The following is a 24,406-nucleotide window of genomic DNA, read 5'->3' on the forward strand; positions in this document are numbered from 1 at the left end:
GTGCCGGCCGGCGCTCAGCCGTCCCAGGTCCAGTCGGCCACCTCGGGCAGGTCCGTCCCGTGCTCGCGGACCCACACGTGGTGGCGCTGGCGGGTGTCCTCCATGTGCTGGCGTACGGCCGCGGCGCGCACCGCGAGTCCGGGGACGCGGTCGATGACGTCCATGACCAGGCGGTAGCGGTCGAGGTCGTTGCTGACCACCATGTCGAACGGCGTGGTGGTGGTGCCGATCTCCTTGTAGCCGCGCACGTGCAGGTGGCGGTGGCCGGTGCGCCGGTAGGCCAGGCGGTGGATCAGCCACGGGTAGCCGTGGTAGGCGAAGATGACCGGCTTGTCCGGGGTGAACAGCCCGTCGTACTCGAAGTCGGTCATCCCGTGCGGGTGTTCCTCCTTCGGCAGCAGCCGCGCGATGTCCACCACGTTGACCACGCGCACGGCCAGTTCGGGCAGGTGGCGGCGCAGCAACTGGGCGGCGGCCAGCACCTCCTGGGTGGGTACGTCGCCGGCGCAGGCCAGCACCACGTCCGGGTCCCGTGAGCCGTCCTCGGTGCCCGCCCACTCCCAGACGCCGGCGCCGCGCGCGCAGTGCACGCGCGCCTGCTCCATCGGCAGCCAGTCGAAGCAGGGCTGTTTGCCGGCGACGATCACGTTGACGTAGTCGCGGCTGCGCAGGGCGTGGTCGGCCACGGACAGCAGGGTGTTGGCGTCCGGCGGGAAGTACACCCGGACCGCCTCGGGGCTCTTGTTGAGGATGTGGTCGACGAATCCGGGGTCCTGGTGCGAGAACCCGTTGTGGTCCTGGCGCCAGACGTGCGAGGTCAGCAGGTAGTTGAGGGAGGCGATGGGGGCGCGCCAGGACAGCCGGCGGGTGGTGCGCAGCCACTTGACGTGCTGGTTGACCATCGAGTCGACGATGTGGACGAAGGCCTCGTAGCAGGAGAACAGTCCGTGCCGGCCGGTGAGGAGGTAGCCCTCCAGCCAGCCCTGGCAGGTGTGTTCGGAGAGGATCTCCATCACCCGGCCGTGCCGGTCGAGGTGTTCGTCCACGCCGAGGGTGCCGGCCTGCCACGCCTTGCCGCTGGCCGCGTAGACCGCCTGGAGGCGGTTGGACGCGGTCTCGTCCGGGCCGACGAGGCGGAAGTCCCGGCGTTCGGCGGTGGCCCGCATGACGTCCTCGAGCATGTCGCCGAGGACGCGGGTCGGTTCGTGCAGCGTGGCGCCTGGTTTGTCGACGGCGACGGCGTACCGCTCCAGCGGCGGCAGCGGCAGCTCGCGCGCCAGCAGGCCGCCGTTGGCGTGCGGGGTGGCGCCGAGCCGGCGGACGCCCTCGGGGACGCAGGCCAGTACCTCCGGGCGAGGGACGCCCCGCTCGTCGAAGAGTTCCTCGGGCCGGTACGAGCGCAGCCACCGCTCCAGTTGCCGCAGGTGCTCGGGGTTGTCCCGGACGGCGGCCAGCGGGACCTGGTGGGCCCGCCAGGTCCCCTCGACGGGCAGTCCGTCGACCTCGGCGGGCCCGGTCCAGCCCTTCGGGGTGCGCAGCACGATCACCGGCCAGCGGGGCCGTTCGGTGGCGCCGTCCTCGCGGGCGGCGCGCTGGGCGGCGGCGATGCGGTCGAGGGCGGTGTCCATGGCGTCGGCCATGGCGCGGTGCACGGCGGCCGGGTCGTCGCCGGTGACGTGGATCGGGTCGTGGCCGTAGCCGGTCAGCAGGTCGTCGAGTTCGGCCTCGGGGATCCGGGCGAGCACGGTCGGGTTGGCGATCTTGTAGCCGTTGAGGTGCAGGATCGGCAGGACGGCGCCGTCGTGGACCGGGTCGAGGAACTTGTTGGAGTGCCAGGAGGCGGCAAGCGGTCCGGTCTCCGCCTCGCCGTCGCCGATGACGCAGGCTACGACGAGATCCGGGTTGTCCAGCGCGGCGCCGTAGGCGTGGGAGAGCGCGTAGCCGAGTTCGCCGCCCTCGTGGATCGAGCCGGGCGTCTCGGGGGCCACGTGGCTGGGCACTCCGCCGGGGAAGGAGAACTGCCTGAAGAGCCGCGCCATGCCGGCGGCGTCGCGTGTGACGTCGGGGTAGGTCTCGGAGTAGGAGCCCTCCAGCCAGGAGTTGGCCAGCACCGCGGGTCCGCCGTGGCCGGGTCCCCAGACACACAGGGCGTTCAGGCCGCGGGACTTGATGACGCGGTTGAGGTGGGTGTGCACCAGGTTCAGGCCGGGCGAGGTGCCCCAGTGGCCGAGCAGCCGGGGCTTGACGTGTTCCGGACGCAGCGGTTCGGTCAGCAGCGGGTTGGCCATGAGGTAGATCTGGCCGACGGACAGGTAGTTCGCGGCGCGCCAGTGGGCGTCCAGCGACCGCAGTTCGTCCTGCGTGAGGCGGTCGGCCGCCTGCTGGGTGTCGACGGACATCGGGGGTCCTTTCCTTTCCTTGCCGGGGCCGGGGCGGGGCCGGGCCCGGACCTGGTCCTCGGCTGAGGGGGTGACATCCGGGGCATGCCCAGCCGCGGCGGGGCGGGCGGGTGCCGGTGTCGCGGCTGCGGTGGACGATGTGAGAGCGGGTGAGGTGGCCGACCGGCGCGGTGAGCACGTGGACCGGGCGGGTGAAGGGCCGGAACGCGACAGCGCGAGCGCGCTGACCGCGTGCGGCTTGTACAGCAGCGGGGCGCCGGCCACGAGGCCGGCGTCCGGTTCAAGGCAGAAGATCGAGCGGAACCAGACGGAGACGGCCCCGTAGTAGCGGTGCCCCCGCCCGCGATGTCGGCGTCGACGGTGGCGGCGTCGACGGTGGCGGGCGGGCCCAGCACGACGGTCGCGGCGAGCGAGACGTACATGGCCTTGTCGTTGCGGGTGGTGGCGGAGAACACCGGACGACCCGTGCGGCGCCGGCTCCCTCTTCCTGGCCACCGCTTCGCTCCTTCCCGGACCTGAGGGCCCTTCGGATGTGCGCCTCGGTCCCTGTCCAGGGAACGCCATCGCATGTGTTGCCACAATCCCGGCACCGACACCCCGGGCCGCGCCTTTCACGGGGTGCGGCCCATGCCCTGAGCGCACGCCGGGCCGGGCGGACGGCGGGCCGGGCGGACGGCTGCTGCTGCTGCAAACGGGTGCCGGGCCGGGCGCGTACGGCCTCGACGGCCCCTCTACGCGACTCCGGGGGTGCCGGGTCCGGCACGTCGGCGTTCTCCTGGGCGGCTTCCGCCATCCGCGTGAGGCGGCCGTCCCGGTGGGCGTCACGCGGAACCGGCTCATCGCTTCGGCAGCCGGCAACCGACAGCCGCAGTGCTCGCGCATCACGCGGTTCCCCTCGTCGTGGCCTGGACCGGGCAAGAACAGAGGGGTCCCCCGCCGCGCGGGCGCGCCGGTCGCCCCGTTCCACTGTCCGCGCCCGGGCCCTTCGCCGGAGAGGGCCGAACGTCCCCCGCACCGGGCCCGTCCGTCCCCGGCGTGCGGACCGGACGGCGGGCGTCCCGGCTCCGGTTGCGGGTGCCGGGCGTCCGGCTGCACCGACGGGCGGGTCCGGCGGGGAGGCACCCGGCGGCCGTGCGCGGTCCCCGTGGCCGCCCGGGTCCGGGTACGGCCTCAAGGGCCGTCCGGCCCTAACGGTCTTCGGCGTCCGGGAGGGACCATGGACGGGTGTTCCCCACCGACGGCTTCCGCGTGCTCGGCCGGCAGAAGTGCCTGCGCCTGCTGGCCAGGGTGCCGGTGGGCCGGGTCGTGTACACCCGCCGGGCGCTGCCCACGGCGCTCCCGGTCAACTTCTCCCTAGACACGGACTCCTCCGTCGTGCTGCGCACCTCGGGGGACTCGGACCTCGTCCGGGCCATCGACGGGGTGGTGGTGGCGTTCGAGGCGGACGACTTCGACGCCGAGGTCCGAACCGGGTGGAGCGTGGTCGTCACCGGCCGCGCGACGGTGGTGACCGAGCCAGCCGAGCACGAACGCCTGTCACGCACCGGTCCGCGCTCCTGGGTGGTCACCCGCGGCGGAGTCTTCGTGCGCATCGAGGCGGAACTGGTCACCGGCCGGGAGCTGGCGGGCAGCCCGGGCGCGCACTGAGGCGAAGCGGCCGCGTGCCACCGGGTGCTCCGGCCGGAATCCGTCCCGGCCGGGGTGCGGACCGGACCGGCGTTTCGATCATCACGGTGGGGCGGTCACGGCGAGTTGGGGCCGAACCGCCCTGTGCCCAGGGCCTGTCGGTCCCCTCCCGGAGGCCGGGCCGCGCCGGGGCGGGTCAGTCCGTGCCGGGAACGACGAGCACGTTCTCGCCGAAGCGGCCGGCGACGTAGTCCTCGATGTCGGTCACCGTGGTCCGGGCGATCTGCCCGACGGCGTCCCTGGTGAAGTGCGCCTGGTGGGAGGTGACCAGGACGTTGCCGGAGTCGCTGACGCCGCTGAGCACGATCTCGTGGCCCATGGCGGTCGGCGCGGGGTCCTGGGCCAGGAACAGCCGCAGGCAACGCAGCTCGTGGCGGCCGAGAACGCGCTGTCGAACGCCTCCCTCAGCAGCGGCTCCTCGTCGGCGGGGACGCCGCAGGCAACGATCTCCACGTGTTCTCCTCCGTCGGATCCGGCGATCACTCACCCACCGCAGGGCGGGACCGCCCCGGGCGAGAGGGCTCCGGGCGAGAGGGCTCCGGGAGAGAGGGTCGGCCGGGCCGGGGGCCCACCGTCCCCGGACGCCGCGTCACCAGGATTGCTCGGGAGACCCGTCGACGCCGCGCCACCTGGTGCACCCCGGAGTTCCGTCGACGCCGCGTCACCAGGTGCGCCTCCGGGACCCGTCACGGGCCGGGCGGCCGCCGCTTCCCCAGGGAGACCGGAGCGCGGCGTGCCGACGGAGGCGCTCCCGGCGGGCGCGGCGGGCCGGCCGTCGAGCGGGACGAGTGGTGCGCCGGTGGCGGACGGTCCGCGGCGGAAAGTACGGTGGCGTCCTGGAGTCCGGCCCCGGGGGACGTGTACGAGCACGCGGGCCGGCGGGCGGCGGGTGGAGGCGGCATGGCCGGTAAGAAGGCGGCGAAGCTGCCGCGCGTGGTGTACGAGAACGAACTGCTGCGTCTGCAGACCGAGTTGGTGAAGCTGCAGGAGTGGGTGCGGACCGAGGGCGCCCGGCTGGTGGTGGTCTTCGAGGGCCGGGACGCGGCGGGCAAGGGCGGCACCATCAAGCGGGTCGCCGAGCATCTCAATCCCCGGGTGGCCCGGATCGCGGCGCTGCCGAAGCCGACCGAGCGCGAGCGCACGCAGTGGTACTTCCAGCGGTACGTGGAGCACCTGCCGGCCGCCGGGGAGATCGTGCTGTTCGACCGGTCCTGGTACAACCGGGCCGGGGTCGAGCACGTGATGGGCTTCTGCACCAAGGAGGAGCACCAGCTCTTCCTGCGCCAGTGCCCGATCTTCGAGCGGATGCTGGTGGAGGACGGGATCCTGCTGCGCAAGTACTGGTTCTCGGTGAGCGACACCGAGCAGCAGGAGCGGTTCAGGCGCCGGCTGGAGGATCCGCTGCGGCAGTGGAAGCTGTCCCCGATGGACCTGGAGTCGATCACGCACTGGGAGGCCTACTCCCGGGCCAAGGACGAGATGATGGTCCACACCGACATCGCCGAGGCCCCGTGGTTCGTCGTGGAGAGCGACGACAAGCGGCGGGCGCGGCTGAACATGATCGCCCACCTGCTGGGCTCCGTCCCGTACCACGAGGTGCCCCCGCAGGTGCTGCGGCTGCCGCCGCGTCCGCCGTCGACCGGCTACGAGCGTCCGCCGCGCGATCTGCAGACGTACGTGCCCGATCACACCGCCGGCCTCTGAGCGGCCGGCGGCCCCCCACGCGGGGCCGCCCCACGCCGGGCCCGGCCGCGCCGCACCACGGCGCCCCGCGCCCCGGCCACCGCCGCACGCTCGCTGGAGTGCGGCGGCGGCCGGGCGGGGCAGCGCAGCCAGGCGTGGTCGCCGACGACGGGGGGCCGAGCCCACCGCCGTTGTACGGTCAGCGTCCCTCCCGGCCCCGTTTGTCCTGGATCTGGGTGGCGATGACGGCGGCCTGGATGCGCCGCTCGACGCCGAGTTTGGCGAGCAGGCGGGAGATGTGGTTCTTCACCGTCTTCTCGGCGAGGTACAGTCGCTGACCGATCTGACGGTTCGTCAGCCCCTCGCCGATGAGGGCCAGGATCTCCCGTTCGCGGTCGGTGAGGCCGGGCAGCTCGTCGATTTCCTCCCGCTGCTGCGGGCCTCCGCGCAGCCGGGCCATCAGCCTGGTGGTGGCGCTGGAGTCGAGCAGCGACTGGCCGGCCGCCACGGTGCGGACGGCGGACACCAGGTCGGAGCCCTGGATCTGCTTGAGGACGTAACCGGAGGCGCCCGCCATGATCGAGTCGAGCAGCGCCTCCTCGTCGTCGAACGAGGTCAGCATCAGGCAGGCCAGCTCGGGCATCCGCGAGCGCAGCTCCCTGCAGACGCTCACGCCGTCGCCGTCGGGCAGCCGGACGTCCAGCACCGCGACGCGGGGGCGCAGCGCGGGGATCCGCACCAGCGCCTGCTCCGCCGTGCCGGCCTCGCCGATCACCTCGATGTCCGGTTCGTCGTCCAGCAGGTCGCGCACACCGCGCCGGACCACCTCGTGATCGTCCAGCAGGAAGACCGGGATCGGGCTGCCCTGCTCGCCGTCCGCCATTGACCGCTCCTCGTCCGCGCCTCCCGGCCACCGGCGGGTACCGGCGGCCTCCCTAAGGGATCCTTGCCCCGCCGGGGCCGGACAGCCAGGGCCGAACGGCCCTGGTGTGCGGGACACCGTGCGGTTCCGGCCGCTGTCCGTGCCCGGGGCGACCCGCACCCGCCGGGTACCCAGGGCTGACGGCCGGGGAGCGCGGAGGGGCGGGCGGCGGGCCGTGGGCGGCGCGTCAGGCGGGAAGGTGGACGCCGTACATCGTGCGGCCGCCGACGAGCTCCCGGCCGGTGACCAGCTCGGGCTCGATGCGCACGAAGACCTCGTCGGGCGAGGGCGCCCAGGAGCGCGGGCCGATCCGGTCCAGGCGCTCCGCCTCGGCCGGGTCCGTGACGACCCGGGCCCGGCCGGTGACGACGACGCTCCACCCGGACCGCCCGTCCGCGTCGACCGCGTCCGCCTCGAAGGCCACGACGGAGCCGTCGACGGCGCGGGCCATCTCCGAAGCCGCCGAGGTGCGCAGCAGCACCGCGCCGTCGTCGTCGAGGCTGAAGTTCACCGGCACGACGGCGGGCAGCGCCTGGCGCGTGTGGACGATACGGCCGACGGGGGCCGTGCCCAGCAGGTGCTCGCACTCGTGACGGCCGAGCTCGCGGAATCCATCGTTCGGGTACATCGGACAGACCGTCTTTCGCCAGTTGGACCGGATCACGATCCATGCTGGGCCGGACCCCGGCCGCCGCGCGAGGGACCACCGGCCCCTCCGGCCCGGCAGAACGGCCCGTGGGCGGACGGCGCCCCGGGTGGGCCGGGCGGCCCGGCCGCGGCCACGCAGGCGCCACGCGCGGCCCCGGCATACCGACCCGCCCACGGCACGACTGCGCCCGGTGTGCGGTCCTGCCGTCACCGAGTGTGACGACAGGAGGGCGGGCGTGCGCGCGGGGGCGGGCGCATGGGTGTGCGCGCGAGGGCGGACTCACGAGCGTGCGCGCAAGGACGGGGACGAACCCGGCGCCGCTGTGCCAGGAGCAAGGGCGGGGACGAGCCTGGCGCCGCTGTGCCAGGAGCGGGGGCGGAGGCGGACGGGCGGCCAGCGGGCTGCGGACCGGTGCCACCGCGGATCCGGCTCGGCGCCCGGGAGGGCCGGACGGCCTGAGCCGCGGGCATCCGGCGCGGCGACCTCCCGGCCGGCGGCCGGTGCGCCGGGCGGCGGTGGCCGGACCGGCGGCGCGTCGAGGGGTGGGAGCGGGAACGGCCCCTGCTCGTTCACCGGTGGCGGCACAGGACCGGCTGGCGGCGCGCGGCCCGCTTACCCTGCCATCGCTGCGCGCCCGGGCGGCCACGGCGGCATGACGGGCCGTGAGGCCGGCATCTCCTCTACCCGGAATCCCCCCGTCAGCAAGTCCGCTGTAAGTAGGCTGATATGCATGAAGGCACTTTTGTTGTCTGGTGGCTCAGGTACCCGGTTGCGCCCCATAACCCACACATCGGCGAAGCAGCTCGTACCCGTCGCGAACAAGCCGGTGCTGTTCTACGGCCTGGAGGCGATCGCCGAGGCCGGCATCACCGACGTCGGCATCATCGTCGGGGACACGGCCGAGGAGATCCGGGAGGCGGTAGGCGACGGTTCCGCGTTCGGGCTCGCCGTCACCTACATCCCGCAGGAGGCCCCGCTGGGCCTGGCCCACGCGGTGCTGATCGCCCGCGAGTTCCTGGGCGACGACGACTTCGTGATGTACCTCGGCGACAACTTCATCGTCGGCGGCATCAGGGATCTGGTGGACGCCTTCCGCGCCGAGCGGCCGCAGGCCCAGATCCTGCTGACCCGGGTGCCGGACCCGACCGCCTTCGGTGTGGCCGAACTCGACGCGCAGGGGCGGGTGACCGGCCTGGAGGAGAAGCCGAAGCACCCCAAGAGCGAACTGGCCCTGGTGGGCGTGTACCTGTTCACGCCCGCGATCCACGAGGCCGTGCGCTCCATCGAGCCCTCCTGGCGCGGCGAGCTGGAGATCACGCATGCCATCCAGTGGCTGATCGACGCCGGACGCGACGTGCGCTCCACCACGATCTCGGGGTACTGGAAGGACACCGGGAACGTCACCGACATGCTCGAGGTCAACCGCTCGGTGCTGGAGACCCTGGACCGCCGGATCGACGGCACCGTCGACGACGACAGCGAGATCATCGGGCGGGTGCGGATCGAGTCCGGCGCGAAGGTGACCGGCAGCCGGATCGTGGGCCCGGTGGTCATCGGCGCGGACACCGTGATCACCGACTCGTACATCGGCCCCTTCACCTCGATCGCCGGCGACTGCCGGATCGAGGACAGCGAGATCGAGTACTCGATCGTCCTGCGCGACTCCTCCGTGAGCGGCGTCCGGCGGGTGGAGGCCTCCCTCATCGGCCGCAACGTCGAGGTGACGCCCTCGCCCGGCAGGCCCGCCGCCCACCGGTTCGTCCTGGGCGACCACAGCAGGGTCCAGATCTCTTCATGACGACCGGCGACACGGTGAACGGCCGAGTCGGCCGCACCGACGACACAAGGAGACCGACCCGTTGAACACGAGGATCCAGCCCACCGCCCAGGTCGACGCGACGGCCGCCGTCGGTGACGGCACGACGGTCTGGGATCTGGCCCAGATCCGGGAGGACGCCCGGCTGGGCAGCGGGTGCATCGTGGGCCGGGGGGCCTACGTGGGCCCTGGGGTGCGGATCGGCGACCGCGTGAAGCTCCAGAACCACGCCCTGGTCTACGAGCCCGCGGTGCTCGGCGACGGCGTGTTCGTCGGGCCGGCGGCGGTGCTCACCAACGACCACAACCCGCGTTCGGTGGACCCGGAGGGCCGGCTGAAGCGCGGCGGCGACTGGGAGGCCGTGGCCGTGGTGGTGGACGAGGGGGCTTCGCTGGGGGCCCGTTCGGTGTGCGTGGCGCCGGTGCGCGTCGGGCGCTGGGCGCTGGTCGCGGCGGGTGCCGTGGTGACCCGTGACGTGCCGGACTTCGCGCTCGTGGCGGGCGTGCCCGCGCGCCGGATCGGCTGGGTCGGCCGGGCCGGCGTCCGGCTGGTGGAGCGGGAGGGCGAGCCGGGATGCTGGGAGTGCCCCGAGACCGGTGAGCGGTACGACGAGAAGGGCGGCGAACTAGTCCCGCGCGCCTGATGAGTCGGACTTCAGAAGTACCGGTCCCGATTTACCCAAAACACCGTTCGTCGAACATGTGCAGGCATAACATGTGTGCGAACTGTGCAGGCTCAGCACAGTGAGCACACGATTCGGCAGTGCCCGGGGGGGGTTTCACAGTGGGGACATCTGTGCCTGAAACGAGGAGCGGCAGCCGCTCCGGCGCCTGACATCCACGTCGCCTTTTTCACCGCCCGGCCGTTCGCGCCGCGGCGATCTCAAGTCTGCGCGAAAACAGGACCCACAGGGGGGTTGGTGTGTCCGAACGATGACCATCACACGTCTGGCGGCGCTCGGCCGTGAGGAGCCGCGGCTGCTCACGCTCGCCCAACGGCTGCTCTCGGTCGCCGAGTCGGGGCTTCCGTCGATGCTGCTCCCCGGCAAGGAGGCCTTCGCCTTCACCATGGCCGGGCACCGGTCACCCGACGGCTCCTGGGCCCTGGAGCGGCGCGGGACCAGCACCCGGTACGCGGCCATCACCGCGCTCGGGGCGCGGTTCCTGCCCGCGGACCGCCAGCGCGCGGTGCTCGGCGGGCGCGGCGCCCAGGAGTTCACGGGCCTGCTGATCGAGTCGCTGCCCGCGGTGACCAACCTCGGCGACGCGGCGCTCATCGCCTGGGCCGCCGCCGACACCGGGCATCCCAAACTGTCCGACGCCCTCGACCGGATGAACGCTCTGGACGAGGAGGGGCGGCCGCAGTACACCGTCGAGGCCGCCTGGGTGCTGTCCGCCCTCGCGGCGGCGCGCGGCACGGCCGACGTGGAGGGGCGTCTCACCGCGGCCCGCGACCGCCTGCTGCGGGCCCGGATCGGCGGCAGCCCGCTGTTCCCGCACGCCACGGGCCCCGGCCTGGTGCCCTGGTACCGGGCCCATGTGAGCTGCTTCGCCGACCAGACCTATCCGCTCCAGGCCCTGGCCCGGGCGCACGCCACCGGCGACGGAGGCGGCGATCCGCGGGCGCTGGCCGCGGCCGAGGCCTGCGCCGCGCGCATCTGCGAACTGCAGGGCGACGGCGGGCAGTGGTGGTGGCACTACGACGCCCGCACCGGCGGCGTCGTGGAGGGCTACCCGGTCTACAGCGTCCATCAGCACGCGATGGCGCCGACCGCCCTGTTCGACCTCGCCGACGCCGGCGGCACCGACTTCGCCGCGTCGGTCCGCAAGGGCCTGGCCTGGATGACGGCCGTACCGGAACTGGCCGGACACCCGGAGCCGCTGATCCTGGACGAGCTGGGCGTCACCTGGCGCAAGGTCTTCCGGGGCGACCCGAAGAAGGCCGTACGCGCCGCCCGGGGCCTCGGCACCCGGGTGGTTCCCCACCTCCGGCTGAAGCCCCTGGACCGGGTGTACCGACCCGTCTCCGTGGACCGCGAATGCCGGCCGTACGAATTCGGCTGGATGCTCCACGCCTGGCAGGGAGGCAGAGTATGAGCGGGCGTCAGTCCCTCTTCGGGGTCGAACTGGACCCCCTGACCATGGACGAGACGGTAGGGCGCTGCCTGGCCGCGGTGCGCGAGGGCCGGCAGCTGGAGATCGGGGTGGTCAACGCCGCGAAGCTGGTGAACATGCGGCGCGACAAGCGGCTCGCCGAGGCCGTGGCCGGCTGCGATCTCGTCCTCGCCGACGGGCAGGCCGTGGTCTGGGCCGGCCGGATCCTGCGCGCCCCGCTGCCGGAGCGGGTGGCCGGCATCGACCTGTTCCTGCGGCTGCTGGCCGAGGCGGAGTCCGCGGGCATGAGCGTGTACTTCCTCGGCGCCCGCCAGGAGGTGCTGGAGCGGATGCTGGACCAGGTGGCCGGCCGCTTCCCTGGCCTGAAGGTGGCCGGCAGCAGGAACGGCTACTTCGACGACTCCGAGCAGCAGGCCGTCGCGGACGCGATCGCCCGCAGCGGGGCCCAGATGCTGTTCCTCGGCATGACCTCGCCCAAGAAGGAGATCTTCACCGCCGCGTACGGCGAGCGCACCGGCGCCCGTCTCGTGCACGGCGTCGGCGGCTCCTTCGACATCCTGGCCGGGGTCACCAGACGGGCCCCGGTCTCCTGGCAGCGGTGGGGCGTCGAGTGGCTCTACCGCGCGCTGCAGGAGCCGCGCCGGCTGGGCCGGCGCTACCTCACCACCAATGCGGCCTTCGTCCTCATGACGGCGCGCGAGTTCGTGCGGCTCACCCCGTCCCCCGCCTCCGCGAACAGGAGCAACTGATGCGCGTCGTCGTGGTCGGACAGGGATACGTCGGCCTGCCACTGGCCATCCGGGCCGCCGAGGTCGGTCACGAGGTGATCGGCTACGACGTGGACTCCCGGCGGATCAAGAGCCTCGCCGCCGGCGAGTCCTTCGTCGAGGACGTCTCCTCGGAGCGGATCCGCGCCGCACTGGACAACGGCGCCTACCGCCCGAGCGACGCGGCCCGGGACTGCGGCGGCTTCGACGTCGCCGTGGTGACCGTGCCCACCCCGCTGCACGAGGGCACCCCCGACCTGCGGTACATCAGGGAGTCCGCGGTCACCCTCGCCCGCTATCTGCGTCCCGGCGCCACCGTCGTCCTGGAGTCGACCACCTATCCCGGCACCACCCAGGAGCTGTTCGCCCCGATCCTGGAGGACGGCTCGGGCCTGGCCGCGGGCCCCGACTTCCACCTCGGCTACAGCCCGGAGCGGATCGACCCCGGAAACGCCGTCTGGGGCTTCAAGGAGACCCCGAAGGTCGTGTCCGGCGTCGACACGGCCTCGCTGGAGGCCGTGCGCGACTTCTACGGGCAGCTCGTCGACACCACCGTGCCGGTGCGCTCCCCCAAGGAGGCCGAACTCGCCAAGCTGCTGGAGAACACCTTCCGGCACGTCAACATCGCGCTGGTCAACGAGATCGCGATGTTCGCGCACCATCTGGACATCGACGTCTGGCAGGCCATCGACGCCGCCTCCACCAAGCCGTTCGGCTTCATGAAGTTCACCCCCGGGCCGGGCGTCGGCGGCCACTGCCTGCCGATCGACCCCTCGTACCTGTCCTGGCGGGTGCAGCGCGAACTCGGCCAGAGCTTCCGCTTCGTGGAGCTGGCCAACGACATCAACAACCACATGCCCGAGTACGTGGCACGGCGCATCAGCGACCTGTTCAACGAAAGACGCCGTGCCGTGAACGGCTCGAAAATCCTGCTGCTGGGCCTCGCCTACAAGAAGAACACCGGCGACGCCCGCGAGTCGCCCGCCCTGCGCATCTCCCAGTTGCTGCTCGACATGGGGGCCCAGGTCAAAGCGGCCGACCCGCACGTGGTCGAGAGCCTGCCGGTGGACACCCGGCTGGTGCGGGTCGAGCCGGTACCGGAGGAACTGGCCGCCGCCGACGTGGTGGTGCTGCTCACCGACCACGACAGCTTCGACTACGAACTCGTCGCCGAACACGCCCGCTTCGTACTCGACTGCCGCCGCCGGCTGTCGGCCGGGCCCACGATCGAGGTGCTCTGAACCATGCCCCGCATCGTCTGTGTCGCCGGCGCGCGACCCAACTACATGAAGATCAAACCGGTGATGGACGCCCTGGAGCGCCGGGGCGCCGAGGTGGTCCTCGTCCACACCGGCCAGCACTACGACCCGGCGATGAACGACGTGTTCTTCGCCGACCTCGGCATCCGGACGCCCGACCACTTCCTCGGGGTCGGCTCCGGCACCCACGCCGAGCAGACCGGACGCGTGATGACCGCGTTCGAGCCACTGCTCGGCGAGCTGTCCCCGGACGTCGTCGTGGTGGTCGGGGACATCAACTCCACCCTGGCCTGCGCCCTGGTCACCGCCAAGGCCGGCCCGCTGCTGGCCCATGTGGAGGCCGGACTGCGCAGCCGTGACTGGAGCATGCCGGAGGAGGTCAACCGGGTCGCCACCGACCGCGTCAGCGACTACCTGCTGGCCCCCTCCCCCGACGCCGCCGCGAACCTGCGTGCCGAGGGGTACCGCGACGACCAGATCCACCTGGTCGGCAACGTCATGATCGACACGCTGCTGGCCAACCTGGAGCGGGCCCGCGCCTCGGACGTCCTCGACCGGTACGGCCTGTCCAGGGGGGAGTACGGTCTGGTCACCCTGCACCGGCCCGCCAACGTGGACGACCCCGGCGTCCTCACCGGGCTGCTGAAGGCGCTCGGCGAAGTCGCCGGCCGCTGCCCGCTGCTGCTGCCGGTGCACCCACGGGCCGCCGAACGGCTGGCCGCCCTCGGAGTCCCCGGGGGCGTCCGGCTGGTGCCGCCCGCCGGCTACCTGGACTTCATCGCGCTGCAGGACTCGGCTCGCCTGGTGCTGACCGACTCGGGCGGTGTGCAGGAGGAGACCACCGCGCTGGGCGTGCCCTGCGTGACCCTGCGGGACAACACCGAGCGGCCCGTCACCGTGGAGCAGGGCACCAACGTGCTGGCGGGCCGGGACCCGGCCCGCATCGTGTCCACCGTGAACCGGGTGCTGGACGATCCGCCCGCGCCGCGCCGGCCCGAACTGTGGGACGGCCGTGCGAGCGACCGCATCGCCGGCGTGCTGCTGGAGGGAGGACCCGCGGGCGGCCGGCCGAGGCCGACCGACCGGGCGTGCACCGTATGATCCGCTCGCCACATATGCTCATCGGGGGTCGGGGCGTGAGGGGGGACCACCATGGATCTCGCTGAGATCTTCCGGGTCATGCGCAGGCGCTGGTACGTGCTGCTGCCCGGACTGCTGCTGACCGCCGGCCTGGCGGTCGCCGTGGCACTGGTGGTTCCGGTCACCTACCAGTCGCAGAGCACGGTGGCCCTTCTGAACTCCCAGAAGGCCACCGTGGCCTACGACGGCAATCCGTTCCTCAGCACCCAGACCTCGCTCACCGGCATGGCCGACAGCCTGGCCCGCAACCTGAACTCCGACGGCTCGGTACGGGAACTGAAGTCCCGTGGCGCCACGGGCACGTTCGCGGCCAAGATCGCCGACAACGCGCAGGGGCCGCTCATGTGGCTCACCGTCACCGGCACCGACAAGGCCGCAGTCCTGGAATCGGACCGCGTCCTGACGGCGTTCGCCAAGGAGCGGCTGGACCAGTTCCAGAGGCAGCAGTCGGTCGCGCCGAAGGCCATGATCCGCATGACCACGATCGTGCCCCCGCAGAACCCGGTGGCGCAGACCAAGACCAGGCTGGAGTACCTGGTCATGGCCGGGGCCCTGGGCCTGGTGCTGAGCATGGGCGCCGCGTTCTACGTGGAGGCGCGCAAGAGGTCGCCGAAGCCCGGGCCGGAGCACGAGGCCGCCCCCGTCCCCTCGGCCGGGACCCCGGTCGTGGAGGAGACGCTCACCATGCGGCGGCTGCCGCACTGGTCGCGGCCCGCCGAGGACGGGCCCGCCGCCGCAGGAACCACCGCGCCGCGGCCCGTAGTGGCCGGGGCGTCCGCCGCAGAGCCGCTCGACGAGGAGTCGACTCATGGACACCGCCCGCGCGCCGGAGACCGGTGAGACGAGCGACGGCCCCGCTCCTCCCGCTCCCGCACTCCCCGCTCCGCCCGAATCCGCTCCGCCCGGCCCCGCCGCACCCCCTTCTCCCGACCTCGGTCTGAAGGTGCGTTCGGCGGCCCGGTGGAGCCTGATCAACACCGTCGTCATGCGGCTGGGCAACTTCGCGACCGGCATCCTGCTGGCGCGTTTCGCCCTGGGCCCCGCGGAATGGGGCGTGTACGGCATCGCCCAGACCGTGCTGCTGGTCCTGCTGTCCGCGAACGAGCTGGGCGTGGGGCTGGCCATCGTGCGCTGGGAGGGGGACGCGCGGCGGTTCGCGCCGACCGTGCTGACCCTCAGCACCCTCTCCAGCGGCCTGCTGTACGTGGCCCTGTTCGCGGCGGCGCCGACGGTGGCCGGTCTGATCGGTTCGCCGGACGCCGTGGGCGTACTGCGGGTGATGTGCCTGTGCGTGGTGATCGACGGGGTGGCCCAGGTGCCCGGCGGCTTCCTCACCCGTGAGTTCGCCCAGGGCAAGCGGATGGTCGTCGACGCCCTCAACTTCGTGACCGGCACCGCGGTGACGCTGCTGCTGGCCTTCGAGGGCTGGGGGGCGATGAGCTTCGCCTGGGGAGCCGTGGCGGGGAACCTGGTGACGCTGGTCGGCTGCGGGCTGGCGGCGCCCGGCACCCTGAAGTTCGGCTGGGACACCGGCCAGGCGCGGGCGCTGCTGAGATTCGGGCTTCCGCTGGCGGGGGCGAGCATGCTGGCCCTGGCGGTGGTCAACGTCGACACCATGGTGGTGGGCGCGACACTGGGCAACGTGTCCCTGGGCTTCTACGTGCTGGCCTTCAACATCTCCGGCTGGCCGGTGCGGATCGTCTCCGAGGCCGCCCGCCGGGTCTCCTTCGCCGGCTTCTCCCGCCTGGCCGAGTCCCCGCGGGCGCTCGCCCAGGGCTTCAGCCGGGCCCTGGGCGTGCTGATCACCGCCACCGTACCGCTGTGCGTCCTGCTGGCCGGCCTCGCGGAGCCGGTCGTCCGGCTGGTGTACGGCAGCCAGTGGACCCCGGCGGCCGCGGCACTGCCCTGGCTGATGGCCCTCGGCCTGATCCGCATCGGCGGCGAACTCGCCTACGACTGCCTGGTCGCGATCGGACAGCGCCGGTCGCTCTTCCTGGTGCAGGGGCTGTGGCTGGTGGCCCTGATCCCGGTGCTCGTCGTCGCCGCCCGCCTGCACGGCATCGTCGGAGTCTCGCAGGGCCATGTCGTGGTCGCCGCGGGCATGGTGGTGCCCGTGTTCCTGATCGCCCTCGGCCGTGGCGGCATCGGCGTCGGCCGGATCGCCAGGGCCTGCGCCTGGCCCTTCCTCGGCGGGGCCGTGATGGCAGCGGTGGTCCTCGGTCTGCGGCACCCGTTCGGCGACGGCCGGCTCGCGCTCCTCGCCATCGGCACGATCGCCCTGGCCGCCTACACGCTGTGCGTACTGCCCAGCCGCGGCTTCCTGCGCGGCGTCGGCCGCGGTGAACGACCCCACCGCGGCCGGCGCAGGCCGTCCGCACCGCTTCGGCCTGACCGACAGGACGTGGAATGAACCGGATGTCACGGCGTATCAGCCAAGGCCTGCTCACCGGACCGCTGCTGGCGGCGTTACTCGCGGTCATGGCAGTGGCCTGTTCGGGATCGGACCGGGCCGCCTCGCCCCCGTGTCCGGACGACGCGCTGACCTGCCCCACGAGCGCGTCCCCGGCGTCACCGGGCGCGAGACGGTCGACCGCGGCCGGCGACGACTCCACGACGGGCGCCTCCGCCCCGCCGTCCCCGGCCGGGAAACCCACCGCGACGGCCGGTGCGCGGGGTACGACCGAGAAGCCCTCGGCCAGGGCCGCCTGCGCCTCGCCCGGACCCTGCGGCTTCCCCGACGCCCGTACCACCGGCCCGCGCATCCCCCTCACACCGCACAGAACGGGGGCGCTGACCGTCCGCACCGACGGGCTCGTCATCCGGGGCTGGGACATCACCGGCTCGCTCGACATCTACGCCAACGACGTCACCGTCATCGACACCAAGGTGACCTCCGACAACTGGTGGGGCGTCAACCTGCGCCCGGGCTACCGCGGCCTGCGGGTGCTGCACTCCACGATCACCGCCGTGCCGGGCAAGGGGCCCGACAACGGCGGCGTGGACTACGCCGTGTCGAACATGGGCGGCAGCTCCATCGAGGTCGGATGGTGCGACGTCTCGGTGTTCGGCGACGCCCTGGCCATGGGGCAGGGCAACCTGCACGACAACTACGTGCACGACATCGCCCCGTTCATCAACCGGGACGGCGAGTGGCAGCACACCAACGCGGTGATCAGCGGTGGCGGCAACACCGGGCAGCTGATCATCCGGCGCAACACCCTGCTGAACCCGACCGGTCTCAAGCAGGGGGCCTCCGGAAGCATCGGCCTGTTCGCGGACACCGGGGTGGTCCGCAACGTCGTCGTCGACCACAACTGGCTGGCCGGCGGCGCCTACGCCCTCTACGGAGGAGACAAGGGCGCCACCGGCGTCAAGGTCACCGACAACATCTTCTCCACGCAGTACCACCCCGCCTCCGGCGGCTACGGCGCTGTCGCCCACTGGAACGCGGGCGGCGCCGGGAACGTGTGGCGCGGCAACCGGATGTCCGACGGCCGCCCGGTCCGACCCGAGCCGACCTCGTGAACGGGGCGCCCTGCCGGGAGGCGATCACATGACGCGTCGTGTCGCACGGGCGCCCTGGGAGGTGCTCAAGGCGGCGTTCGGCTGGCTCGTGCTCTTCGAGGCCAGGAACAAGGTCGTGCTGGCCCCCTCCGCGGTGCGGCTGCGCCGGTTCGAGGACGCCGAGACCCGGCGGCTGGCCGCGGCCCTGCCGTCACCGCCGGCGGCGCTGGTCGCCACCGTGATCGCCACCCACCGGCGGCCCGAGGCGCTGCGCGCCGCGGTGCGCTCGGCCCTTGGGCAGACGGTACGCGACCAGGTCGTCATCGTGGTCGACGACGGCGCCGGGCTGCCCGAACTCCCCGACGACGAGCGGCTGTGGGCCGTGTCGCTGTCGCACAACACGGGCGTGGCGGGCGTCGTGCGCAACGTGGGCATCCGCCTCACCCGCTCGCGGTACGTGGCGTTCCTGGACGACGACAACCTCTGGGAACCCGACCATCTCGAAAGGGCGTTGGCGGTCCTGGAGGCGCCCGGCGGGCCCGACGGCGTCTACACGGCGCTGCGCCGGGTGCTGCCCGACGGCACCGAGAAGGACATCCTGTCGGTGCCCTGGGACCGCCGCCGCGCGGCTCGCGAGTCCTTCCTGGACACCAACGCCTTCGTCGCCCGCCGTACTCGCCGGCTGGTCTTCAGCCGCCTGCACCGGAGCCCGGAGGTGATGCCCCGCGAGGACTGGGAGCTGATCCACCGGTACGGCCGCAGGCACCGGGTGCGCCACGTGCCGCACCCCACCGTCCGGTACCTGATGAACCCGGCCAGCTTCTACACCCAGTGGTGACAGCCGGCCCGGCGCTCGCTCCCCTTCCGATCCGATCACAGGTGGTTGATCCCATGCCCCACTCCCGCGCCCTGAGGAACAGATTCGTCGACGCGCCCGGCTCGCTGGGCGAGAAGCTCCGCATCGCCCGCTGGGAGCGGCTGCGGCGCTGCTTCCCCGGCATCGAGGGCATGCGCGTCGTGGACCTGGGCGGTACGGCCGAGATGTGGCTGCGCGCACCGGTGCGCGCCAAGCACGTCCACCTGATCAACCTGGAGGAGCATCCCGCCGAACTGCCCGACTGGATCACCGCGGAGGTCGCCGACGTCACCGATCCGGCGGTCGCCGCGGAACTCGCCGGCCACGGCGGCTACGACCTGGTGTTCTCCAACTCGACCATCGAGCACGTGGGCGGCCACAGCCAGCGGCGGAAGTTCGTCTCGGCCGTCGAGCGGCTGGCGCCGCTGCACTGGATCCAGACGCCGTACCGCTACTTCCCCGTGGAGCCGCACTTCGTCGCGCCCGGCTTCCAGTTCCTGCCCCTCGGCGCCAGGGCGCGTCTGGTGCGGCACTGGCCGCTCGTCCACAGCCGCCCGGACAGCCCGGAGTCGGCGATGGACGCCGTGATCAACATCGAGCTGCTGACCCGCACCGAGATGCGCTACCTGTTCCCGGGGTCCGTGATCCTGAGCGAACGCATGCTCGGCGCGACGAAGTCGCTCATCGCCGTGCGGACCGGGAACCCGCGCTGAACCGGCGTGGGCCGGACCCCGGCAGCCGGCTCACGGCCCCGGCGTGGCGCGCAGGGCGCCCCGCCGGGCCAGGGCCGCGGCGGCCGCCCGGCTCGCCGGGCGGCCCAGCGCGGCACGCGACGCCTCCCGGAGCAGGACCGCGGCACGGAAGGCGGCCGTGGCGAGGGGGCCGTGCCGGCGCCGGTACAGCCGGACGCGGTTGAGGGTGAGCAGGGTCCAGAGGCGGGGCGAGACCTGGGAGTCGCCCCCCAGGTGAACGGCCTCGGCCGTCGGCTCCAGCCGTGTGGCGTAGCCCAGGTCCCGTGCGCGCAGGCAGTACTCGGTCTCCTCCGAGTAGAGGAAGAAGGACTCGTCCCACGGCCCGCACACCGCCAGGCAGTCCCCCGAGACCGCCATGAGCGCGCCGGTGGCCCAGTCCGCGCGGGTGGGCCGCCGGTACGCGGCGGGGTCGGTGACGAGTTCGCTCAGGGCCGGGAAGCGCCCGGCCCGGGTGTTGCCGATCAGGGCCTCGCCGAGCGCCCGGAGCACGGTGGACTCGCGGCGCAGCGAGCGGTGGGGCGTTTCCCGTCCCTCCTCGTACAGCAGGGGCACGGCGATCCCGACTCCGGCCCGGAGGCTGTCGACGAGGCGTTTGGCGCAGCCCTGCCGCATGCGGATGTCGGGGTTGCAGATGAGCACGGCGCCGTACTCACCGGCCGCGTTCAGCGCGGCGTTGATCCCCGCCGCGTACCCGGCGTTGCGGCCGGTCTGGACGAGGGTGGCGCCGGGGGCGAGGGTCCGCAGTACCTCGACGGTGTCGTCGGCGGAGTCGTTGTCGGCGACGACGAGGTGCCAGTCGAGGCCGGCCATGCCGTCGGGCAGTGCGGCGAGGAACCCGGGGAGCACCGGGGCGCTGTTCCAGGTGACGACGATGACGGCGACGGCGCTCATCGGGACTCCACGAGTCGGGGGAGCTGGGCTCCGGGCGTCTGGGTTGCTTCGGGCGTCCTGCCCGGGCCGGGGCGGGCGGCCGCCTCGCGGCGCACGAAGCCGAGGTAGCTGCCGCCCGCGCCCAGGGTCAGGAAGAACATGCCCGCGTACATGGGGAAGCTGAGCGCGTCGAACGTGGCGCTGATGACCAGGGCGACCAGGGCCGAGGCGAGGAAGGCCTGCCCGAGCTCCCGGTCCGACTCGGTGCGGGCGAGCCGGCGGACTGCGCCCCCGGTGTGGATTCCGGTGACGAACAGGGCCAGCAGCGCGATCAGCCCCACCACGCCCATCTCGGCCAGGGTCAGCATGTACTGGTTGTCGGTGAAGAAGTACAGGTCGGGGGTGAAGGTGCCGAACCCGCGGCCGAACCAGGGGCGTTCGCTGAGGTAGGGCACGATCGCGCTGTACTTCACGGTGCGTGCCTGGGTGCTGCTGTCGGAGTTGGAGAGGAAGCTGGCGAACAGGCCCGTGATGGTGCCGATCAGGCCCGGGATGATCACCTTGAAGCCGGCGACCGAGCCGAGGATCAGGCCGATCGCGGCCCAGCGCCGCTGCGGCTTCCAGCGCGGCACCATCACCAGGATGACAATGAACGCGCCGATGATCGACGTCCGGGACACGGTCAGCGGCAGAGCACCCGCCATGACCGCCACCGGGCCCCAGCGCCGCAGCGCGCCGGCGTGCCGGCGCACCGGGTCGAAGGCCTGGTGGACGGCGAAGGGCACCAGGATGGCCAGCATCCCCCCGAACTCCAGCGGGTGGGCCGTGGTGGACCGCGGCCGGGTGAACGAGCCGCGGTCCATGGTGCTGATCCCGGCGCTGCTCGACTGCAGGCCGGGGATGTGGATCGAGTCGGCGATGTTGGTCGCGGCGAAGAAGTCGTAGTAGCCGATCAGGGCGACCACCGTGCCCAGGACGACGAGCCGGCGCATCAGGGTCTCCAGCCGGCTGCGTTCCTGGATGCCGGCGGACGCCAGCACCACCAGCGCCGCCCACACCCCGAGCCCGATGAGGCCGCGGTCGGCTCCGAGGACCTCCTTGTGCGAGCTGCCGCGCGTCGCGTCGGCGACGTACGACAGCAGCACCGCCGCGGCGAGCACGCACATCGTCAGGCGCGGCAGCCTGGTGCCCTCGGCCGGACGGATCCGGCCGCCCAGCCAGGTCGCGAGGTACCACAGGAGCCCCAGCAGGGCGAAGACGTTGGCCGGGGTGCCGACGCCGCCGAGCGCGGGCAGGGTGAGGTTCGACGGGACGAAGAAGGCCAGCACCAGGTATCCGGTGAGGATCGTCACGGCGTCCAGTCTGCGCACCAGCAGACCTCTTGGCGCCCGCTCGGAGGGCCGGAGGCGGTGGCGCCGGGGGACGTACCCGGCGCGGGCGCGTCCGCGCCGGCGGACCACCGCGACGCCCTCGGCCAGGATGGACAGCAGGAACGCGCCGACCGTTCCCACGATGACGACCGCCGCGATGTCCTGGTACCTGGCCTTCGACTCCGGGACGGGTTTCTGCGGCAGGACCACCGGAGCGGCCTGCACGGCGTACACCGTCGGCACCTTGGAGCCGGCCTGCAGGGCCTTCAGCTGCTCCCCGGTGAAGTTGGTGAGGGTGGTGGTCTCCCTGAGCACCTTGGCGCGGTCGGTTCCGGTGACGCTCAGGGTGAGCAGCGGGCTGTCGGCGTCCGACGCGAAACCGGCGGTGTACGGATCCGTGACGCCGCGCGAGCGCAACTCCTTGGCGGAGTCGCCCGACTGGAGCGTCCTGATCAGCACGTCGGCCGTGACGACCAGCGAACCGCCCGCGTTCGAGATGGGGTTGCCGAAGGTCGGCGCCAGGTTGGCGACCGCCCTGGAGTCGAGGAGCGTGACGGAGCTCTGCGACTCGTAGGACACCGGGATGGTGCGGTGCAGGTATCCGCCCGCCAGGAGACTGAGCAGGGTGAGGGGCACCATGAAGTACCAGCGCCTGCACATGATGGCCCAGAGGTCTGCGAGGCTCATGAGAACTCCCTTTCGGTGGCGGGCCGCCCTGGCGCCTGCGAGGATCGGTGCCGACGGAAGGAATCCCTGTGTCGCCTCGTGACGTCGCCGAAGCGCTTCTCCGCCGCTGGTACGTGCTGCTGCTCGTGTTCCTGCTGACGGCCGCCGGAGCCTACCGCGTGGTGAATCCCGTGCCTCAGTACGTGAGTTCGGCGGTGATCGTCCTCAAGCCGCCCGCGACCGGAAGCCAGCCGAACCAGCTGACGAACCTGCAGCCGCCCCTCGCCGCCCTTTCGTACGGGGTCATCCAGCAGCTCGAGTCGCCGGACGGGCGCAAGGAGCTGGACGCCGCCGGCGTGCACGGCGCGTACCAGCTCATCCCGCGCAACAGCGGCACCAGCGCGACACCGCAGTACCTGATCCCCTCGATGCAGGTGCAGGCGCGGCGGAGCGACCCCGCGGCGGCCGACACGGCCGTCCGCCGGATCATCGACGTCTACTCCAGGCACGTGGCGGCCACGCAGTCGGCGGAGGGCGTCGCGGACAAGGCGCTGATCACGGCCTCCGTCCTGGTCGCCCCCGGCGCCACGCCGGTGCAGGGCGACAAGGCCCGCGCACTGGCGGGAACGGCGCTGCTGGGTGCGTTCGCCGGGGTCCTCGGCGCGCTGTGGTGCGACCGGTACGCGCCGCGGCGCGGGAAGAGGAGGGCGGCCTCCCCGGACCCGCTCCGCCGCACCGACGGTGTTCCCGCGGCGGGTTGAGCTCTCGGGCATCAGATACCGCGGCGCTTCCAGGACTCCCACCACAGCCATTCCCGGCCGCGCTCGGCCACGGCCGACCACACCAGGGGCTGGAGGTACGGCATCGCCTTCGGGCCGATCCGCCGTCTGAGCCGCAGCGCCCGGTACTCCGGGAGCTTGGTGTACTCCGGCAGGCACTCCCCCGCGAAGGCGACGCACTCGTCGACCGGAACGGTCTTCGTGCGCCCCCGGTCGTACGCGCGGTAGGCCCGGCGCAGCGCGAAGCGGGCGAGGCGGGTGTGGACCTGGTCGGCGAGGCGGTCGGCGTGGGGCAGCCGGCCGGCGCACTTGGCGAGCACCGAGTCGAAGGCCACGAGGCGCTGGCGCAGGTCGTCGAGCTGACCGCCGAAGTCGGTGGTGGACATGTTGTTGCCGTGCACCCGGTAGAAGGCCTGGTCGGCCCCGCGTACGTAGCCGACGTCGGCGTGCGCGGCGAGCCGCATCCACATCTCGATGTCGCCGGCGTGCGGCAGGGCCGGGTCGTAGCCGCCGACCTCGCGCTGCAGGCTGGTGCGGACGACGACCTCCGGCGAGGTGATGCAGCCGGTGCCCTCGCGGAAGCGCCGCTCCAGCCACCACTGCCCGGGGTAGACGACCGAGCCGGTGCCGCGGGTACGGGCCGGCGGCAGCGGTCCGCCGTGCCGGAAGCGCAGCGGGCGTCCGTAGGCGAACCCCGCCTCGGGGTGGGCGTCCAGCAGGGCGGCGGCCCGGACCAGGGCGCCCGGGACCAGCCGGTCGTCGGCGGAGAGCAGGGCGGAGTAGTCGCCGTCGGCCCATTCCAGCAGGCCCTCGTTGTAGGTGGCGATGTGGCCCTTGTTGGTCTCGTGGACGCGGACCTCGATCCGCGGGTCGGAGGCGGCCAGCTTGTGCGCGATCTCCGCCGAGTCGTCGGGCGAGGCGTCGTCGATGATCAGGACCCGGACGTCGACGCCGTCCTGCTCGTCAAGGACGCTGCTCACGCAGTCGGCGAGGAAGTGGCCGTACTTGTAGCAGGGGATCACAACACTGACGCTGCTCATCGGTGGGTAATGCCAATCCCCGGCGGGGGGGCCCCGCGGGGGGGGGGGGGGGGCCCCGGGGGGGGGGGGGGGGGGGGTTTTTTTTGTGTGGTGCGGGCTGTGGGGGTGGGGGGGCGCGGTGGGCGTGATCGCCT

The 24,406-nt window shown here is 72.9% G+C and carries 21 protein-coding genes; 14 read left to right on the forward strand and 7 right to left on the reverse strand.

Annotated elements, in window-relative coordinates; genetic code table 11:
• Window positions 1-14: 14 nt before the first annotated feature.
• On the reverse strand, window positions 15-2,399 hold the full coding sequence (locus tag ACFQ9Z_RS02110; protein ID WP_383009671.1) for a phosphoketolase: 2,385 nt from the start codon (window positions 2,397-2,399) through the stop codon (window positions 15-17).
• A 1,224-nt stretch (window positions 2,400-3,623) separates the two neighbouring features.
• On the opposite strand from ACFQ9Z_RS02110, the gene ACFQ9Z_RS02115 reads away from it, so the two are divergent.
• Window positions 3,624-4,046: a pyridoxamine 5'-phosphate oxidase family protein gene (locus tag ACFQ9Z_RS02115; RefSeq protein WP_383009673.1), complete on the forward strand. Its 423-nt coding sequence runs from the start codon at window positions 3,624-3,626 to the stop codon at window positions 4,044-4,046.
• A gap of 175 nt (window positions 4,047-4,221) precedes the next feature.
• Here the strand turns inward: ACFQ9Z_RS02115 and ACFQ9Z_RS02120 are convergent, their stop codons facing one another.
• Complete coding sequence (locus ACFQ9Z_RS02120) at window positions 4,222-4,404, reverse strand: hypothetical protein (RefSeq protein ID WP_383009675.1); 183 nt, start codon at window positions 4,402-4,404, stop codon at window positions 4,222-4,224.
• 581 nt (window positions 4,405-4,985) lie between these two features.
• Between ACFQ9Z_RS02120 and ppk2 the strand changes: the two genes are divergently transcribed.
• Window positions 4,986-5,789, forward strand: coding sequence for a polyphosphate kinase 2 (gene ppk2 / locus ACFQ9Z_RS02125; protein WP_383009677.1), 804 nt, complete (start codon window positions 4,986-4,988; stop codon window positions 5,787-5,789).
• 178 nt (window positions 5,790-5,967) lie between these two features.
• Here ppk2 and ACFQ9Z_RS02130 read toward each other — a convergent pair whose 3' ends face one another.
• Together ACFQ9Z_RS02130 and ACFQ9Z_RS02135 are read right to left on the reverse strand one after the other, a co-directional pair.
• A complete protein-coding gene (locus ACFQ9Z_RS02130; protein ID WP_383009679.1) occupies window positions 5,968-6,651 on the reverse strand; it encodes a response regulator in 684 nt (227 codons plus the stop codon).
• A 226-nt stretch (window positions 6,652-6,877) separates the two neighbouring features.
• Window positions 6,878-7,318 carry a pyridoxamine 5'-phosphate oxidase family protein gene (locus tag ACFQ9Z_RS02135; protein ID WP_383009681.1) on the reverse strand — a complete coding sequence of 147 codons (441 nt, stop codon included), beginning with the start codon at window positions 7,316-7,318 and terminating at the stop codon, window positions 6,878-6,880.
• Window positions 7,319-8,069: 751 nt separating this feature from the next.
• Here ACFQ9Z_RS02135 and ACFQ9Z_RS02140 point away from each other — a divergent pair.
• The 11 genes from ACFQ9Z_RS02140 to ACFQ9Z_RS02190 all read left to right on the forward strand — a co-directional run bounded on the left by ACFQ9Z_RS02140 (window position 8,070) and on the right by ACFQ9Z_RS02190 (window position 19,508).
• On the forward strand, window positions 8,070-9,137 hold the full coding sequence (locus ACFQ9Z_RS02140; protein WP_383009683.1) for a glucose-1-phosphate thymidylyltransferase: 1,068 nt from the start codon (window positions 8,070-8,072) through the stop codon (window positions 9,135-9,137).
• Window positions 9,138-9,198: 61 nt separating this feature from the next.
• Window positions 9,199-9,798, forward strand: coding sequence for an acyltransferase (locus ACFQ9Z_RS02145; RefSeq protein WP_383009685.1), 600 nt, complete (start codon window positions 9,199-9,201; stop codon window positions 9,796-9,798).
• A gap of 289 nt (window positions 9,799-10,087) precedes the next feature.
• Window positions 10,088-11,251: a hypothetical protein gene (locus ACFQ9Z_RS02150; protein ID WP_383009687.1), complete on the forward strand. Its 1,164-nt coding sequence runs from the start codon at window positions 10,088-10,090 to the stop codon at window positions 11,249-11,251.
• Window positions 11,248-12,018, forward strand: a complete 771-nt coding sequence (locus ACFQ9Z_RS02155; RefSeq protein WP_143628768.1) for a WecB/TagA/CpsF family glycosyltransferase — start codon at window positions 11,248-11,250, stop codon at window positions 12,016-12,018. The genes ACFQ9Z_RS02150 and ACFQ9Z_RS02155 overlap by 4 nt, the downstream gene beginning before the upstream one ends.
• Window positions 12,018-13,277: a nucleotide sugar dehydrogenase gene (locus ACFQ9Z_RS02160; RefSeq protein ID WP_383009689.1), complete on the forward strand. Its 1,260-nt coding sequence runs from the start codon at window positions 12,018-12,020 to the stop codon at window positions 13,275-13,277. The genes ACFQ9Z_RS02155 and ACFQ9Z_RS02160 overlap by 1 nt, the downstream gene beginning before the upstream one ends.
• A gap of 3 nt (window positions 13,278-13,280) precedes the next feature.
• Window positions 13,281-14,396: a non-hydrolyzing UDP-N-acetylglucosamine 2-epimerase gene (gene wecB / locus ACFQ9Z_RS02165; RefSeq protein WP_383009691.1), complete on the forward strand. Its 1,116-nt coding sequence runs from the start codon at window positions 13,281-13,283 to the stop codon at window positions 14,394-14,396.
• A 51-nt stretch (window positions 14,397-14,447) separates the two neighbouring features.
• On the forward strand, window positions 14,448-15,275 hold the full coding sequence (locus ACFQ9Z_RS02170; RefSeq protein WP_383009693.1) for a Wzz/FepE/Etk N-terminal domain-containing protein: 828 nt from the start codon (window positions 14,448-14,450) through the stop codon (window positions 15,273-15,275).
• The gene (locus tag ACFQ9Z_RS02175; protein WP_383009695.1) at window positions 15,244-16,845 is read left to right on the forward strand and encodes a lipopolysaccharide biosynthesis protein; all 1,602 of its coding nucleotides are present in this window, start codon (window positions 15,244-15,246) and stop codon (window positions 16,843-16,845) included. Before ACFQ9Z_RS02170 ends, ACFQ9Z_RS02175 begins: the two co-directional genes overlap by 32 nt.
• Window positions 16,846-16,850: 5 nt before the next feature.
• A complete protein-coding gene (locus tag ACFQ9Z_RS02180; RefSeq protein ID WP_383009697.1) occupies window positions 16,851-17,960 on the forward strand; it encodes a hypothetical protein in 1,110 nt (369 codons plus the stop codon).
• Window positions 17,961-17,988: 28 nt separating this feature from the next.
• Window positions 17,989-18,777, forward strand: a complete 789-nt coding sequence (locus tag ACFQ9Z_RS02185) for a glycosyltransferase family 2 protein (protein ID WP_383009699.1) — start codon at window positions 17,989-17,991, stop codon at window positions 18,775-18,777.
• 53 nt (window positions 18,778-18,830) lie between these two features.
• Window positions 18,831-19,508 (forward strand): class I SAM-dependent methyltransferase, encoded by a 678-nt coding sequence (locus tag ACFQ9Z_RS02190; protein ID WP_383009701.1) that lies wholly within the window; start codon window positions 18,831-18,833, stop codon window positions 19,506-19,508.
• 30 nt (window positions 19,509-19,538) lie between these two features.
• Here the strand turns inward: ACFQ9Z_RS02190 and ACFQ9Z_RS02195 are convergent, their stop codons facing one another.
• Both ACFQ9Z_RS02195 and ACFQ9Z_RS02200 read right to left on the reverse strand, forming a co-directional pair.
• Entirely contained in the window at window positions 19,539-20,438 is a 900-nt protein-coding gene (locus ACFQ9Z_RS02195) for a glycosyltransferase family 2 protein (RefSeq protein WP_383009703.1), read from the reverse strand.
• Window positions 20,435-22,474, reverse strand: coding sequence for an O-antigen ligase family protein (locus tag ACFQ9Z_RS02200; protein ID WP_383009705.1), 2,040 nt, complete (start codon window positions 22,472-22,474; stop codon window positions 20,435-20,437). Before ACFQ9Z_RS02200 ends, ACFQ9Z_RS02195 begins: the two co-directional genes overlap by 4 nt.
• 68 nt (window positions 22,475-22,542) lie before the next feature.
• On the opposite strand from ACFQ9Z_RS02200, the gene ACFQ9Z_RS02205 reads away from it, so the two are divergent.
• Window positions 22,543-23,214 carry a hypothetical protein gene (locus tag ACFQ9Z_RS02205; protein ID WP_383009707.1) on the forward strand — a complete coding sequence of 224 codons (672 nt, stop codon included), beginning with the start codon at window positions 22,543-22,545 and terminating at the stop codon, window positions 23,212-23,214.
• An 11-nt stretch (window positions 23,215-23,225) separates the two neighbouring features.
• Here the strand turns inward: ACFQ9Z_RS02205 and ACFQ9Z_RS02210 are convergent, their stop codons facing one another.
• Window positions 23,226-24,272 (reverse strand): glycosyltransferase family 2 protein, encoded by a 1,047-nt coding sequence (locus tag ACFQ9Z_RS02210; RefSeq protein ID WP_383009709.1) that lies wholly within the window; start codon window positions 24,270-24,272, stop codon window positions 23,226-23,228.
• Window positions 24,273-24,406 lie beyond the last annotated feature (134 nt).

Source organism: Streptomyces sp. NPDC056580 (genome assembly GCF_042793175.1).
Classification (GTDB): Bacteria; Actinomycetota; Actinomycetes; order Streptomycetales; family Streptomycetaceae; genus Streptomyces.